The organism is Mediterraneibacter sp. NSJ-151 (genome assembly GCF_022487435.1).
In the GTDB taxonomy this organism is placed as follows: domain Bacteria; phylum Bacillota; class Clostridia; order Lachnospirales; family Lachnospiraceae; genus Schaedlerella; species Schaedlerella hominis.
In genome coordinates, this window is the sequence record NZ_JAKVPP010000003.1 from 42,822 (window position 1) to 59,598 (window position 16,777).

At 38.2% G+C, this 16,777-nt stretch carries 14 protein-coding genes; all 14 read left to right on the plus strand.

Annotated features, from left to right (window positions below):
- The first annotated feature begins 63 nt into the window (after positions 1 to 63).
- The 14 genes from LQE94_RS03600 to rlmH all read left to right on the plus strand — a co-directional run bounded on the left by LQE94_RS03600 (position 64) and on the right by rlmH (position 16,767).
- Positions 64 to 711 carry a redox-sensing transcriptional repressor Rex gene (locus LQE94_RS03600; protein WP_022076097.1) on the plus strand — a complete coding sequence of 216 codons (648 nt, stop codon included), beginning with the start codon at positions 64 to 66 and terminating at the stop codon, positions 709 to 711.
- Between the two features lie 193 nt (positions 712 to 904).
- Complete coding sequence (locus tag LQE94_RS03605) at positions 905 to 2,398, plus strand: NAD(P)H-hydrate dehydratase (protein WP_240577036.1); 1,494 nt, start codon at positions 905 to 907, stop codon at positions 2,396 to 2,398.
- Between the two features lie 23 nt (positions 2,399 to 2,421).
- Positions 2,422 to 3,588: an alanine racemase gene (alr, locus tag LQE94_RS03610; protein ID WP_240577037.1), complete on the plus strand. Its 1,167-nt coding sequence runs from the start codon at positions 2,422 to 2,424 to the stop codon at positions 3,586 to 3,588.
- A 116-nt stretch (positions 3,589 to 3,704) separates the two neighbouring features.
- A complete protein-coding gene (locus LQE94_RS03615; RefSeq protein WP_022076094.1) occupies positions 3,705 to 4,052 on the plus strand; it encodes a type II toxin-antitoxin system PemK/MazF family toxin in 348 nt (115 codons plus the stop codon).
- 106 nt (positions 4,053 to 4,158) lie between these two features.
- Positions 4,159 to 4,890, plus strand: a complete 732-nt coding sequence (locus tag LQE94_RS03620; protein ID WP_118736972.1) for a YebC/PmpR family DNA-binding transcriptional regulator — start codon at positions 4,159 to 4,161, stop codon at positions 4,888 to 4,890.
- Between the two features lie 143 nt (positions 4,891 to 5,033).
- Complete coding sequence (locus tag LQE94_RS03625; RefSeq protein WP_118736971.1) at positions 5,034 to 5,750, plus strand: ClpP family protease; 717 nt, start codon at positions 5,034 to 5,036, stop codon at positions 5,748 to 5,750.
- Between the two features lie 44 nt (positions 5,751 to 5,794).
- Positions 5,795 to 8,401, plus strand: coding sequence for an FtsK/SpoIIIE family DNA translocase (locus tag LQE94_RS03630; RefSeq protein WP_240577038.1), 2,607 nt, complete (start codon positions 5,795 to 5,797; stop codon positions 8,399 to 8,401).
- A gap of 2 nt (positions 8,402 to 8,403) precedes the next feature.
- Complete coding sequence (locus tag LQE94_RS03635) at positions 8,404 to 10,074, plus strand: formate--tetrahydrofolate ligase (RefSeq protein ID WP_240577039.1); 1,671 nt, start codon at positions 8,404 to 8,406, stop codon at positions 10,072 to 10,074.
- 15 nt (positions 10,075 to 10,089) lie between these two features.
- A complete protein-coding gene (folD, locus tag LQE94_RS03640) occupies positions 10,090 to 10,926 on the plus strand; it encodes a bifunctional methylenetetrahydrofolate dehydrogenase/methenyltetrahydrofolate cyclohydrolase FolD (protein ID WP_022076089.1) in 837 nt (278 codons plus the stop codon).
- Between the two features lie 12 nt (positions 10,927 to 10,938).
- Positions 10,939 to 12,258 (plus strand): chitobiase/beta-hexosaminidase C-terminal domain-containing protein, encoded by a 1,320-nt coding sequence (locus LQE94_RS03645; RefSeq protein ID WP_240577040.1) that lies wholly within the window; start codon positions 10,939 to 10,941, stop codon positions 12,256 to 12,258.
- 269 nt (positions 12,259 to 12,527) lie between these two features.
- Positions 12,528 to 13,709, plus strand: coding sequence for an iron-containing alcohol dehydrogenase (locus LQE94_RS03650; RefSeq protein WP_240577041.1), 1,182 nt, complete (start codon positions 12,528 to 12,530; stop codon positions 13,707 to 13,709).
- 190 nt (positions 13,710 to 13,899) lie between these two features.
- Complete coding sequence (locus LQE94_RS03655) at positions 13,900 to 14,790, plus strand: sulfide/dihydroorotate dehydrogenase-like FAD/NAD-binding protein (protein ID WP_118687774.1); 891 nt, start codon at positions 13,900 to 13,902, stop codon at positions 14,788 to 14,790.
- Entirely contained in the window at positions 14,790 to 16,178 is a 1,389-nt protein-coding gene (gltA, locus tag LQE94_RS03660; protein ID WP_022076085.1) for an NADPH-dependent glutamate synthase, read from the plus strand. Before LQE94_RS03655 ends, gltA begins: the two co-directional genes overlap by 1 nt.
- A gap of 109 nt (positions 16,179 to 16,287) precedes the next feature.
- Positions 16,288 to 16,767: a 23S rRNA (pseudouridine(1915)-N(3))-methyltransferase RlmH gene (gene rlmH, locus LQE94_RS03665; protein ID WP_022076084.1), complete on the plus strand. Its 480-nt coding sequence runs from the start codon at positions 16,288 to 16,290 to the stop codon at positions 16,765 to 16,767.
- Positions 16,768 to 16,777 lie beyond the last annotated feature (10 nt).

The following is a 16,777-nucleotide window of genomic DNA, read 5'->3' on the forward strand; positions in this document are numbered from 1 at the left end:
AGTTTGACTTTGTTAAAATAAAACTTTATAATAGATATAGTTTATATTTGGAGGACGATAAGTGTGGAGTCAAGAGGAATATCAAAGGCTGTTATTGGGAGACTTCCAAGATATTACAGATATCTTGGTGAACTCAATGAAGCCGGAGTAGAAAGAATATCATCAAGTGATTTAAGTAAAAAAATGCATGTAACAGCATCACAGATTCGCCAGGATTTGAATAATTTTGGTGGATTTGGCCAACAAGGATATGGTTATAATGTAAAGTATCTTCGCACGGAGATTGGTAAGATACTGGGATTGGACCAGAGTCACAATATGGTAATCATAGGAGCAGGTAATTTAGGACAGGCACTTGCAAATTATGCATCTTTTGCAAGAAATGGATTTATTTTAAAAGGAATCTTTGATGTGAATCCTGAATTGAAAGGAAAAGTGATCAGAGACATTCCGATTCGAATGATGGATGAATTAGAGACAGTTCTTCAGGAAGAAAATATTGATATTGTAGCACTCACAATTCCAAAAACAAAAGCGGTTGAAGTATCTGATATTCTGGTACGTAATGGCATTAAAGCAATTTGGAATTTTGCACATACAGATTTGAATCTTCCGAAAGATGTGATTGTAGAAAGTGTCCATTTATCTGATAGCTTGATGAAGTTGTCCTATAATATTACCCGATACAAAGAAGAACATGGGGAAGATTAGAAGTATCATAACGTGCAAAAGGGTTGTTTAATGCCTTTGCACGTTATTTGTATTTACGCGAGCAACGAGCCAAAGTCCGTGCTTGCACGAGACCTTGGCGACTGCCGCGATAACTTGAGAAACTCGCGAAGCGTGTTTCTCATAGTTTGGAGATAATTATTTTATTTCGTGCTTTAAGAAAGGATGAGTAAAAATGCGATATTTGCCTACTGGAAATTGGATGCAAAAAGCTGACGCACACACAATTCATGAAATAGGAATTCCATCTTTGGTGCTGATGGAGAGAGCTGCATTGGGAATTGCTGAGGTTATAAAATCGAAAGTTTTGAAGAACAAAAAGATACTGATAGTTTGTGGTTCCGGAAATAATGGAGGAGACGGATTTGCAATCGCAAGATTGTTACATGATGAGAATTATTCCGTAGGAATTGCATTTGTTGGAAAAACAGAGTCAATGAGCGATGAATGTAAACAACAATATTGTATTTGTAAAAATATTGGGATATCGATAGAGACAGAAATCCCTGATGAAGAGTATGGCGTGATCGTAGATGCGATTTTTGGCGTTGGACTTTGCCGGGAGATAAGCGGTAAATATGCTTCCGTGATAGAGTGTTTAAATGCAATGGAAGGATATAAAGTTGCGGTAGATATACCCTCGGGAGTCAGTTCTTTGGACGGAAAAATTTTAGGTATAGCATTTAAAGCGGACTTGACGGTTTCTGTACAATGTGAGAAACTAGGAACTGTTCTGTATCCGGGAAAAGATTTTGCAGGAGAAGTAGTTGTAAAATCAATCGGTATCAATACAGAACTTTACCAAAATAATATAGAAATATGTTATACACTGGAACAAGATGATCTTTGCACATGTCTGCCGAAACGTGTGGCAAATTCGCATAAAGGAACATATGGGAAAGTGCTTATGATTACCGGAAGCAAGGGAATGGCCGGAGCAGCATATTTAAGTGCAAAAGCAGCATATGTAAGCGGAGCAGGGCTTGTTCAGATATATACTGCCAAAGAAAACAGAAGCATTCTTCAACAACTGCTGCCAGAAGCAATTATCTCCACTTATACAGAATATTCTGAAGAAGAATTGAAACAATTATTAAATTGGGCAGATGTTGTATGTATTGGATGTGGACTTGGCCAGGAAAAAACAGCAGATAAATTATTACAAGGGGTATTTCAATTCTGTAAAGTCCCATGTATTATTGATGCAGATGGAATCAATCTTTTATCTGAAAAGATGGAATTGCTTGAAAAAAGTACATTTCCGATAGCATTAACTCCACACATGAAGGAAATGACGAGACTTTTAAAGTGCTCGGTCGCAAAATTAAATGCAGATCGTATGAATATATTGACTGATTTTGTGAAACGGTATCCTGTTGTTTGTGCGTTGAAAGACGCTCGTACGCTTGTAGCAAAAGAAGATCATCCTTTATTTGTAAATACTGCAGGAAATAGTGCGATGGCAAAAGCAGGTTCGGGAGATGTTCTTGCTGGTGTGATCACAGGGCTTACAGCACAACATATGAATTTGTATGATAGTGTTGTGTCAGGAGTGTATCTTCATGCAAACGGAGGAGATTATGCAAGAAAAAGCTGTGGCGTTTACAGTGTACTGGCAGAAGATTTGATTTCAGGAATAAAAGATGTACTAAAGCAGGTAGAACAGTAATATTTGATATGGAGGAATAGAACATGAAACAATATACACGTGTGTATGCAAAAATTGATTTGGATGCAATTGCATATAACATGGAACAAATGAAGGAGCGAATCGGAACAGGAGCAAAGTTGGTTGCGGTTATTAAAACAGATGGATATGGACATGGTGCGATTCCAATTGCCAGAATGTTCGAATCAGTGGATTATGTATGGGGTTATGCGACAGCTAGTCTTGATGAAGCTGCTCTCTTGCGTAAGGCTGGAATTTGTAAGCCAATCCTTGTATTGGGATGTGTATTTCCAGATCAGTATGAGGATATGATCCGTTACGAAGTACGTCCTGCTACATATACAGAAGAAATGGCAATAGAAATATCAAAACAGGCTGTTAAATTAAATAAAACGGCATATTTGCATATTAAAATCGATACAGGAATGGGACGTATTGGTTTTGCAGTATCGGATGAAACGGCAGATATTATTGAACAGATAAGTAAATTACCAAATATAAAAATTGAAGGAATGTTCACGCATTTTGCGAAGGCAGATGAAAAAGATAAAAGCTATACATATCAACAGCATGAGAAATTTGTTTGGATGAAACAGGCACTGGAAGAGAAAAATCTGGAAATTCCATATATTGATTGCGATAATAGTGCTGGAATTATAGATTTTCCCAATATGAAGCACAATCTGGCAAGAGCAGGAATCTCTTTATATGGAATGTATCCGTCTGATGAGGTAAATAAAAATGCAATTTCATTAAAACCGGCATTAGAATTAATCAGTCATATTTCTTTTGTGAAAAATGTAGAAGCTGGTACTTCAATCAGTTACGGTGGTACATTTGTGGCACCAAAAGCAATGCGAATAGCTACAATACCTGTCGGATATGGAGATGGATATCCACGTTCTCTTTCAAACAAAGGAGCTGTTTTAATTCATGGAAAACGTGCTCGTATTCTGGGAAGAGTTTGTATGGATCAGTTTTTAGTAGATGTTACTGATATCCCGGAAGCAAAATTTATGGATGAAGTTGTGCTGGTAGGGAAAGATCAGACAGAAACTATAACAATAGACGAGTTGGCAGAGCTTAGTGGAAGATTTAACTATGAATTTATATGCTGCCTTGGAAAACGAATCCCAAGAGTTTATATTCAGGATGGGAAAATAGTAGAACAGATTGATTATTTTGCATAGCAAAACTTAAAGTGAATACAATTACACAAAGAATTCTCGTTCCTGCTTTTAGAATAACTATAAAAAAAGCGGACATACTAATATTAAAATATGATGAGAATCGGAGTGTGGAAAATTTGGTTGTAAAGCGTGGAGATATTTACTATGCAGACCTAAGTCCGATTATCGGTTCGGAACAAGGTGGCGTACGCCCGGTCCTGATCATTCAAAATGATGTTGGAAATCGTCACAGTCCGACTATAATCTGTGCTGCTATTACATCACGTATGAATAAAGCAAAATTACCGACGCATATTGAAATTAGTTCAGGAAGATACCATTTAGTAAAAGATTCTGTTATATTGCTGGAACAGATTCGAACAATAGATAAGCAACGACTTCGGGAATATGTATGCCATGTAGACAGTAGAATGATGGGAAAGGTTAACCATGCAATTCAAATCAGTCTTGGTCTGGATACATAAACACTTTACAGATAAACCAAATAGTGGTAGTATAAACAAGATAATGTGTCATGTTGCCTAAGCAATTTGTCACACCGGAAAAGAAAAAAGAAGAGGAGAATGAGAAATGTCAGGACATTCTAAATTTGCGAATATTAAACACAAAAAAGAAAAAAATGATGCAGCAAAAGGAAAAATCTTTACTAAGATTGGTCGTGAACTTGCTGTAGCCGTTAAGGAAGGTGGCGGACCTGACCCGACTAGTAACAGTAGACTTCGTGATGTGATCGCTAAGGCAAAATCAAATAACATGCCGAATGATACGATTGAAAGAAATATTAAAAAAGCAGCTGGTGAAGGTTCAGGCGATAATTATGAACATATTACATATGAAGGATATGGACCGAATGGAACAGCAATTATTGTAAGAACACTGACAGATAATAAGAACAGAACAGCTTCTAATGTCAGAAATGCATTTACAAAGGGCAGTGGTAACGTAGGAACACCTGGATGTGTGTCTTTCATGTTTGACGAAAAAGGACAGATCATTGTTGATAAAGAAGAATGCGATATGGATGCAGATGAATTGATGATGCTTGCACTTGATTTAGGAGCAGAAGATTTCGTGGATAATGATGATAGCTATGAAATTCTTACAACTCCTGAAGATTTCAGTGATGTTCGTCTGAAATTAGAAGAAGCAGGAATTGCTATGGTGAATGCTGAAGTGACAATGATTCCGCAGACATATGTTGAGCTGACGAAAGAGGAAGACCTTAAAAATATTCAAAAGACATTAGATCTTCTTGAAGAAGATGACGATGTACAGGATGTATATCACAACTGGGACGAGTAATATGAATGAGGATACTGTATCGAAGGATATAGTATCCTTTTTGCTTGTCATATATTAAAAATGATATCTGAATAATAAGAATAGGTATATTTTAAAAAATTCACTCCATACTATATAGAAAATGTAAGGAGGAATTTGGGATAATGGATAAATCTTTAAAAAATACATCTAAAGAAAATAAAGAAAGCAGGGAAGAACGGGAAGAAATCCGTGAAGAAATAAAGGAAACCGGAACACTATGGTTAGAAAATGATAAACATCATCACAAAATTCAGATGATTACAATTATTGGAGAAATAGAAGGGCATGAGGCATTATCCGGAAATACAAAATCTACGAAATATGAACACATTATTCCCAAACTGGCACAAGTGGAGGATGATGAAGAAACAGAGGGGGTTCTTATTTTGTTAAATACATTAGGGGGTGATGTTGAAGCTGGACTTGCAATCGCAGAAATGATTGCATCTCTTAGTAAACCTTCGGTATCTCTGGTGCTTGGAGGTAGTCATTCAATAGGAGGACCGCTTGCAGTTTCAGCAGATTATTCATTTATTGTACCAAGTGGAACAATGATTGTACATCCGGTCCGTTCCAATGGAATGTTTATCGGGGTCTATCAAAGCTATCGAAATATGGAACGTACACAAGACCGTATAACCAGCTTTATTTCAAAACATTCAAATATAAGTCAGGCAAGACTGGAAGAACTAATGCTTGATCCAACTCAACTTGTAAAAGATGTCGGAACTATGCTGGAAGGCATTGATGCGGTGAAAGAAGGAATGATCAATGAGGTTGGCGGAATCAGTCAGGCATTGAATAAACTACACGAAATGATTGAAGAACAAAAAAAATAATGTTATACTATATTGAGTATGTTTAACACCAAGGGGGATGTATCATGGCTGCAAAGTCAACCAAGAAACGAAAGACAACAACCAAAAAACCAACTAAAAAACAGCAGCAGGAGAATGCTGCAATTCGCGACGAAATATGTATTTTATGCGTACTTGCTGTATGTATTTTACTATTGATCAGCAACTTCGGCATTGGAGGTATGGTCGGAGAAGCTGTATCATCTGTGTTGTTTGGCTTATTTGGCTGGATTGCATATTTAATCCCTGTGCTTATATTTAGCGTGGTCGCTTTTCTAATTTCAAACAGAGGAAACAGCCACGCGTACATAAAAAGTATTGCATTATTTGTACTTGTTGTATTGCTTGCAACATTGCTTGAACTTATTATGAATCCATATGACGCAACAGCAGGGCTTATGACATATTATCACCAGTCAAGTGTAAACCGAACAGCGGGTGGCCTGTTTGGCGGATTTTTAATGAAATTATTGTGCTCGCTTATCGGGAAAGCAGGAACTTATGTCGTTGTGATAGTTCTGGCAATCGTATGTGTTATCTTAATTACAGAAAAATCATTACTTAAGCCACTGGGGCGAAAGAGTAAAGTAGTATATGAGGATGCTAAGAAATTAAAAGAAACAACAGCTATAAAGTCAGCACAGAAAAGAGCAGCACAAAAGAAAGAAAAGACGGCAAGATTAGAAGCACAAGCAAAAGAACAGCAAAGCACTGTATCGAAACCGACACAAAAACGCAACAAAAAAGTATCAGGTGTTTCGTTTGCTACAACATTGTTGGAAACACCTATACGTGGAAAGTCACCGGAACTTAAGGAATTAATCCCAGAAGAACCAGTAGAAGATATGAGTATCAAACCATTGGATGAGATGCCGGAGCTTACAATAGAATCTCCATTTGATGATGTAGATGTGCCAGATATGAGCGAACCTGTTCCAGTGACAGAAACGATGGCTGTCGAAGAAGCAATTGCACCGATAGAATCTATGTCTGTATCGGAAGAACCAGAAGAGACAGACATGACTGAAACAACAACGAAACAGACACGGAAACACTCATCACCAGAAGAAAAGGCGGCGGTAACAAAAGAAACAGAATCTGTGGAAGCAGCCGTTCAGGCACAGAATACAGCACCTGCTAAGAAGTATCTTACTCCATCATTAGATTTATTAAAAAAGGGAAAAGCATCCGGAGGCGATTCGAATGCACATTTGCGTGCCACTGCAATGAAGTTAGAGCAGACTCTTTTGAATTTTGGAGTGAAGGTTCATGTGACAAATGCCAGTTGTGGTCCGGCTGTGACAAGATATGAGCTTCAACCAGAACAAGGCGTTAAAGTTAGCAAAATTGTAGGGCTTGCAGACGACATTAAACTAAATCTGGCAGTGTCAGATCTTCGAATTGAAGCTCCGATTCCTGGAAAAGCAGCAGTCGGGATTGAAGTACCTAATGAAGAAAATACAGCAGTAATGCTCCGAGATCTTTTAGAAGCACCTGAATTTCAGAAAAGTAAAGCAAAACTTGCATTTGCTGTAGGTAAAGATATTGCAGGAAAAGTAATTGTAGCTGATATTGCAAAAATGCCTCATTTACTTGTGGCAGGTGCAACGGGTTCTGGAAAATCCGTGTGTATCAATACAATTATTATGAGTCTTATTTACAAAGCAGATCCGGAAGATGTCAAATTGATCATGGTTGATCCAAAGGTTGTAGAATTAAATGTTTATAATGGAATTCCACATTTGCTTATTCCGGTAGTGACAGATCCTCGTAAAGCGGCTGGGGCTTTGAACTGGGCAGTTGCAGAGATGATGAAACGATATCAATTGTTTGCAGAATATAATGTACGTGATTTGAAAGGATTTAATGAAAAAATTTCAAATCTCGAACCAGCTGAAAATAATCCGAAAAAAATGGCTCAGATTGTGATTATTGTCGACGAGCTGGCAGATTTGATGATGGTAGCTCCAAAAGATGTAGAGGGTGCAATTTGTCGTTTGGCTCAGCTGGCACGTGCTGCTGGTATACATTTAATTCTGGCAACGCAAAGACCATCTGTAAATGTTATCACAGGATTGATTAAAGCCAATATGCCATCACGTATTGCATTTGCGGTATCTTCGGGTGTAGATTCTCGAACGATTATAGACATGAATGGAGCAGAAAAGCTTCTTGGAAAAGGAGATATGCTCTTTTATCCGACTGGTTATCCAAAACCAGTACGTGTACAGGGTTCCTTTGTTTCTGATAAAGAGGTTCAGCAGGTTGTGGATTACCTGATCAATCAAAATGGAGGGGCAAATTATAGTAGTGACTTAGAAGAACATCTAAGTAATGATAATTCCGTAGAACTTTCCGGTAGTGCAGTCTTTTCCGGAAATTCCTCAGAAACGGAAGATAATCGGGATCATTATTTTGCGGATGCAGGCTTCTTCATTATAGAAAAAGAAAAGGCATCGATTGGAATGCTACAGAGAATGTTCAAAATAGGATTTAATCGAGCCGCAAGAATTATGGATCAGCTTGCAGAAGCACAGGTGGTAGGACCCGAAGAAGGTACAAAACCGAGGAAGGTATTGATGACCAAAGAAGAATTTGAAGAGTATTTAGGAACAGGTAAGAAGGAGGATTAGCAATGAAAACAGATATTCAAATTGCACAGGAGGCACAGATGCTGCCAATTAAAGAGGTGGCAGCAAACGCAGGTATTACAGAGGATGATTTAGAATTTTACGGAAAATATAAAGCAAAGCTTTCAGAAGATTTCTGGGATAAGATTAAAGATAATCCGGATGGAAAACTGGTATTGGTAACAGCAATCAATCCAACTCCTGCAGGAGAGGGAAAAACAACAACATCTGTTGGATTAGGACAGGCATTTGCCAAGTTAGATAAAAAAGCAATCATTGCACTTCGCGAACCATCTCTTGGACCTTGTTTCGGAATTAAGGGAGGAGCTGCAGGTGGCGGTTATGCACAGGTTGTTCCGATGGAAGATTTGAACCTACATTTCACAGGAGATTTCCATGCAATTACATCTGCTAATAATCTGCTCGCTGCAATGTTAGATAATCATATTCAGCAGGGAAATGCTCTTCAGATCGATCCACGACAGGTTGTATGGAAACGTTGTGTTGATATGAATGACAGAGTATTGCGTAATATTGTTGTGGGCCTTGGAAATAAGATGGATGGAATGGTTCGTGAAGATCATTTTGTTATTACCGTAGCTTCTGAAATTATGGCAATTCTTTGCCTTGCCGATGATCTTCAGGATTTAAAACGCAGGCTGGGAAGAATCATCGTTGCATACAATTTTAACGGAGATCCTGTTACAGCAGATGATTTACAGGCGACAGGTGCAATGACTGCATTACTCAAAGATGCAATCAAACCGAACCTGATTCAGACATTGGAACACACTCCGGCCTTAGTACATGGAGGTCCATTTGCTAATATCGCACATGGATGTAACAGTGTGCGTGCAACAAAGATGGCTTTAAAAATGGCAGATATTGCAATCACAGAAGCTGGATTCGGTGCAGATCTCGGTGCTGAAAAATTCATGGATATCAAATGCAGAAAAGCAGGTTTAAAACCAGATGCTGTTGTTTTAGTTGCAACAGTACGAGCATTGAAGTATAATGGTGGAGTTGCCAAAGCTGATTTGGCAGAAGAGAATCTGGATGCACTGAAAAAAGGAATCGTGAATTTAGAGAAACATATTGAAAATATACAGAAATTCGGAGTACCTGTAATAGTTACACTGAATTCATTTATAACAGATACAGATGCTGAAAATGAATATATTCGTCAGTTCTGCGAAGAAAGAGGCTGTGAATTCGCACTTTCAGAAGTATGGGAAAAGGGCGGAGAAGGCGGAATTGCACTTGCAGAAAAGGTATTGAATACATTGGAAAATAAAGAAAGTCACTTCCATACGCTTTATGAAGACGAATTGTCTTTGAAAGAAAAAATCGAGAAAATTTCAAAAGAGATTTATGGTGCAGATGGTGTGGTTTATGAGCCGGCAGCACAAAAGCAGATTACAAAAATAGAAGCAATGGGATTTGGCAAATTTCCAATATGTATGGCGAAAAATCAATATTCATTCTCAGATGATGCAAAGAAGCTGGGAAGACCAGAAAACTTTGATATTCATATTCGTGAGGTTTATGTTGATGCAGGAGCAGGATTTGTTGTTGCACTGACAGGTTCGGTTATGACTATGCCTGGACTTCCAAAAGTGCCAGCTGCCAATAATATCGATGTGTCTGAAGATGGAAAAATTACAGGACTGTTTTAAGGAGAAACAAAAACAATGCAGTTAATCGATGGAAAAAAGATTTCAAAAGAAATTAAGGATGAATTAAAAGAAGAAGTAGCCGTATTAAAGGCGAATGGAAAAGAAGTGTGTCTTGCTGTTGTTCAAGTGGGAAACGATCCGGCATCTTCAGTTTATGTAAATAACAAAAAGAAAGCCTGTGCTTATATTGGTATCGAATCAGAAAGCTATGAACTGGCAGAAGAGACAACAGAAGAGGAGTTATTGCTTTTAATTGATCGTTTGAATAAAGAAGAACATGTAAATGGAATACTGGTTCAGTTGCCGCTTCCGGCCCATATTGACGAAGATAAGATCATACGTGCTATTTCTCCAGATAAGGATGTAGACGGATTTCATCCAGTCAGCGTAGGACGTCTGTGGATTGGAGAGAAAGGATTTTTATCTTGTACTCCGGCAGGTATTATTCAGTTATTAAAACGTTCCGGGATTACAATAGATGGAAAAGAATGTGTGATTGTCGGACGTAGCAATATCGTAGGAAAACCGATGGCTGCATTACTTTTAAGAGAAAATGGAACAGTTACAGTTACGCATTCACATACAAATAATTTAAAAGATATTACAAAGAGAGCTGATATTTTGATTGTTGCAATTGGCAGAAAGCAATTTATAACAGCAGACTATGTAAAAGAGGGTGCAGTTGTTATCGATGTGGGCATGCATCGTGATGAGAATAATAAGCTTTGCGGAGATGTTGCATTTGACGAAGTAGCAGAGCATACATCTGCAATTACCCCGGTTCCAGGCGGCGTAGGACCGATGACGATTGCAATGCTAATGAACAACTGTGTAGAAACAGTAAGAAAATAGGAGGAACCATTTATGAAATGTGCAAATTGTGGTGCAGATATTCCAGCGGGAATGCTTATATGTCCTGACTGTGGCACAGAAGTTCAGATGGTTCCGGACTATAATCCTTTAGATGATGTACTTACTCGTGAAGTAAAAGGTTCTGTAGAGGATGTGACACGCCCGTTGCCTAATAGCAGTGGTCAGGTACAGCAGCAAAGAAATCGTTCAAGACAACAACCACAGAATTCAACGCGTGTATTGAGTCAGGGAGAGTTAGACCGTATCCGTTCAAATCAGATGCGGACATCTCAAAAAAGCAATTATCGCGGGAGAGATACAGTTAGAGAAGAGAGGATCAGACCAACAGGACGTGATACAAGGGCACAACAGACGGATTATAGAACAGCGGATGAACGACGGCGTCAAAAAGCATTGCGGATGCAGCAGGCAAAAAAGAAACGTCGAAATACGATGATTGTTGTTATGGTTATTTTAGTTGCAGTTGGAATTAGTGGGATCCTTCTTTATCAGAATTCTTATTCGGGAACTTTAAACAAAGCAGAGAAAGCTTATCAGTCTAGTGAATATAGTAAAGCCATTCGGTATTACAATCTTGCAATTGCAAAAGATAATACGCGTGCGACAGCATATGTAGGACTATCAAAAGTATATATTGCCCAGGATGAATTGGATAAAGCAGAAAACATGTTCTTAAATGCGATTGATTCACAGCCGGAAAATGCAGATTTGTATGAGGCTCTTGCACAATTTTATATCAAGACGGATCAGGCAGATAAAATTTCAGGTACTTTGGACGGCAGTAGCAAAAATGTTTTAAAAGAGATGAGTGATTATGTTTCTGACATGCCGGAATTTAGTCTGGAAGAAGGAACATATACAGAAGTGCAACAGGTTTCCTTGTCTGGAAATGGGAAAATTTATTATACAACAGACGGGAATGAACCGACAACTGACAGTACGTTATATACTGAGCCGATTCTGATTGAAGATGGTACGGTTGTTATAAAAGCAATTTGTGTAAATAAAAAGGGAATCCCTAGTTTGGTTGCGACCAAAACATATCAGGTTGAGATTCCAATTGAAGATGCACCAGCTGTTACACCATCTACCGGGCAATATACTTCTGCAACGCAGATCAGTATTACAGTTCCGGAAGGATATACAGCATATTATACAATGGATAATACAACACCAACAACAGCATCAACGCAATACACCGGTCCAATTGACATGCCGGAGGGACAGACGATTTTTTCTGCGATTCTTGTCAACAAGAATGGAAAAACAACACAGGTCACAAAAAGAAATTATGTATTGAATTTACAATAATATAAAAAGAAATCTGTTGGATAAAAAAGAATCCTTCAGATTTCTTTTTTTGTTTATGAGATTAAAAACAGTAAAAATAGCATGCATTTGAAGTCTGATTTTTAGAACGGCAATTTTGAAAAAATCCAGTGTATTTATTACCAAAAATAAAGAAAAAATTTTGGTGATAATTCTTCATCTAATTTTCCAGATTGCCTTGTGTGAAAAGATTAACAGTGCTATAATATAAACATGTTAAAAAAATAACACATTGAAGGAGATGCAGTATAATGAGTCGATTTACATTACCAAGAGACATTTATCACGGAAAAGGATGTCTGGAAGAACTGAAAAATTTGAAAGGAACAAAAGCAATCCTCGTTGTAGGTGGTGGCTCTATGAGACGTCAGGGCTTTCTTGACAGAGCAGTGAACTACTTAAAAGAGGCAGGAATGGAAGTAGAATTATTCGAAGGCGTTGAGCCGGATCCATCTGTAGAGACTGTTATGAAAGGCGCTGAAGTAATGCGTGCATTCCAGCCAGACTGGATTGTTGCAATGGGTGGAGGATCACCAATCGATGCAGCAAAGGCAATGTGGGCATTTTATGAATATCCAGAAGTTACTTTTGAAGATTTGATTACTCCATTTAGTTTTCCAGAATTAAGACAGAAAGCAAAATTCTGTGCAATTCCATCTACATCTGGAACTGCAACAGAGGTAACAGCATTTTCAGTAATCACAAACTATCAGACAGGTGTAAAATATCCACTTGCTGACTTTAATATCACTCCAGATGTTGCAATCGTAGATCCAGATCTTGTTGCAGGACTTCCTGTAAAACAGGTTGCGTACACAGGTATGGATGCTTTAACACACGCTATTGAAGCGTATGTATCAACATTGAATTGCCCATTCACAGATCCTCTTGCACTGCAGGCAATCGAGATGGTTCTGGAATATCTTCCAGCATCATACAACTGCAATATGGTAGCAAGAGAGCAGATGCACTATGCACAGTGTCTTGCCGGTATGGCATTCTCAAATGCATTGCTTGGTATCGTACATTCTATGGCACACAAAACAGGAGCAGCATTCTCAACAGGTCATATTCCACATGGTTGTGCAAATGCTATTTATCTGCCATACGTTATCAAATACAATGCAAAAGATCCTGTAGCAGCTTCACGTTATGCTGAAATCGCACGTAGAATGGGACTGGAAGGTGTTTCAGAGCAGGCATTGATCAATAGCCTTTGCAACAAAATCGATGAATTCAATACAAAATTGAATATTCCAAAGACATTGAAAGAATTTGGAATCAACGAAGACGAATTCAAAGAAAAAGTTGCCAAGATTGCAGAGCTTGCAGTTGGTGATGCATGTACAGGCTCTAACCCACGTGCAATCGATCCTGCAAACATGGAAAAACTGTTAACATGCACATACTATGGTACAGAAGTAGATTTCTAATTTAATTTGCAAAAAAGGGGCGGGTGTCAGTAGAACATCGGCCCCATTTTTGTTGTATCGTTAAAATCTTCACTTGCCAAGCTGAACCATATAGCGTATTATAATTAAAGGGCGTTTTTTATTTCCGAACTAGGTATTGAGTTAGAAATGAAAGAGGAATAAGAGAAACCTAAATAAAAGGAGGAAGATCATGTATAAAATTTTAAAAGCAGAAAAACTGGCTGATAAGATTTTTTTGATGGATGTACATGCACCACGTGTTGCAAGTCACTGTCAGCCGGGACAGTTTGTTATCGTAAAGATGGATGACAAAGGAGAGAGAATTCCACTTACTATTTGCGATTATGATCGTGAAGCCGGAACAATCACAATTGTATTTCAGGAAGTTGGAGCATCTACGATAAAGATGGCTGATCTGAAAGAAGGAGACAGCTTCCGTGACTTTGTCGGACCACTTGGATGTCCATCAGAATTTGTTCATGAAGATCTCGAAGAATTAAAGAAGAAAAAAATCGTTTTTGTAGCTGGAGGTGTTGGTGCCGCACCTGTTTATCCACAGGTAAAATGGTTACATGCTCATGGAATTGAAGCAGATGTTATCCTTGGTGCAAAGACAAAAGATATGGTAATTCTTGAAAAGAAACTGGAAGCAGTTGCTGGTAATTTATATGTAACAACAGACGATGGCTCTTACGGACGTTCCGGAATGGTTACAGCTACCTTAGAAGACTTGGTTAGCAAAGAAGGAAAAACATATGATTCATGTGTCGCAATCGGACCAATGATTATGATGAAATTTGTTTGTCTGTTAACTAAAAAATTAGAGATTCCTACAATTGTCAGCATGAACCCGATCATGGTTGATGGTACAGGAATGTGTGGAGCTTGCCGTCTGCAGGTCGGTGATGAAATTAAATTCGCATGTGTAGATGGACCAGAGTTTGATGGACATCTTGTAGATTTCGATCAGGCAATGAAGAGAAGTCGGATGTATAAGACAGAAGAGGGTCGTGCGATTCTGAAACTGCAGGAAGGTGATACACATCACGGTGGCTGCGGAAATTGCGGAGGTGACAACTAATGGCAGATGTATTAAAGAAAGTTCCTGTAAGAGAACAGGATCCAAAAGTACGTGCAACTAATTTTGAAGAAGTATGTCTTGGATACAATAAAGAAGAGGCAATGGAAGAAGCTACTCGTTGCATTAACTGTAAAAATGCAAAATGTATTCAGGGATGTCCTGTATCTATCAATATTCCAGGATTTATTCATGAAGTAAAAGAAGGTAATATCGAAGAGGCTTATAAGATTATCGGACAGTCTTCAGCATTACCTGCTATTTGCGGACGTGTATGTCCACAGGAATCACAGTGTGAAGGAAAATGTATCCGTGGCATCAAAGGTGAGCCAATTTCTATCGGTAAACTGGAGAGATTTGTTGCAGATTATGCTTTGGAGCATGATATTAAACCAGTTGGAGCAGAAGAAAAGAACGGACATAAAGTAGCTGTTATCGGTTCAGGTCCTTCAGGACTTACATGTGCCGGCGACCTTGCAAAACTTGGTTACGATGTAACTGTATTTGAAGCACTTCATGAACTCGGTGGAGTATTGGTATATGGAATTCCAGAATTCCGTCTTCCAAAACAGAAAGTTGTAGCAAAAGAGATTGAAAAAGTAAAAGAGCTTGGAGTTAAATTTGAGACAAACGTTGTAATCGGAAAATCTACAACAATTGATATGTTGATTGAAGATGAAGGGTTTGAAGCTGTATTTATCGGTTCAGGTGCAGGTCTTCCTAAATTTATGGGTATTCCTGGTGAAAATGCAAATGGCGTATTCTCTGCTAATGAGTATTTGACAAGAAGTAACTTGATGAAAGCTTTTGACGATTCTTATGACACACCAATTTCAGCCGGACATAAAGTAGCTGTTGTAGGTGGTGGTAACGTTGCTATGGATGCTGCAAGAACAGCACTTCGTCTTGGTGCAGAAGTGCATGTTGTATATCGTCGTAGTGAAGAAGAACTTCCAGCACGAGTAGAAGAAGTGCATCATGCAAAAGAAGAGGGAATCATTTTTGATTTGCTGAGAAATCCAAAAGAAATCAAAGTAGATGAGAATGGTAACGTAACTGGAATGACAGTCGTTAAAATGGAACTTGGAGAGCCGGATGCATCAGGAAGAAGACGTCCTGTTGAAGTTGCAGGTTCTGAATATGACATTGATGTAGATACAGTGATCATGTCACTTGGTACATCACCAAACCCATTGATCTCTTCTACAACTGAAGGGCTGGAGATTAATAAATGGAAATGTATCGTAGCAGAAGAAGAAACTGGAAAAACATCTAAAGAGGGTGTATATGCCGGTGGAGATGCTGTTACTGGTGCAGCTACAGTTATCCTTGCAATGGGTGCCGGTAAAGCAGCTGCAAAGGGTATTGACGAATATCTTAGCAATAAATAATTTAGAGAGAGCAATTTTGCACTGAATAATTTTAGATGCAATGCATAAAATAATTATGAGGATATAGGTTTTTCCTATATCCTCGTTTTTTGGACATTAGGGGATTTATATGAAGATCACATTGATTACAGTTGGGAAAATAAAAGAAAAGTATTTGAAAGATGCAATTTCAGAATATAGTAAACGTTTGAGCCGTTATTGCAAATTAGAAATCATAGAAGTTGCTGATGAAAAAACTCCTGATAACGCAAGTCAGATTGTTGAAGACGGAATTCGTGATAAAGAAGGAGAACGTATCTTAAAATATGTGAAAGAAGATGCATTTGTTGTTACTTTAGAAATCAAGGGAAAACTCTTGACCTCTGAAGAACTGGCTGATAAAATTGAAACTCTGGGTATTCAAGGGACCAGTCATATCATATTTATTATTGGTGGTTCAATAGGCCTTGGAAATGAGGTGTTAAAACGCTCAAACTATGCGTTGAGTTTTTCTAAAATGACATTTCCACACCAACTGATGCGTGTAATTTTACTGGAACAGATATATCGGAGTTATAGAATAATAAATCACGAACCATACCACAAGTAAGTCATTTAAT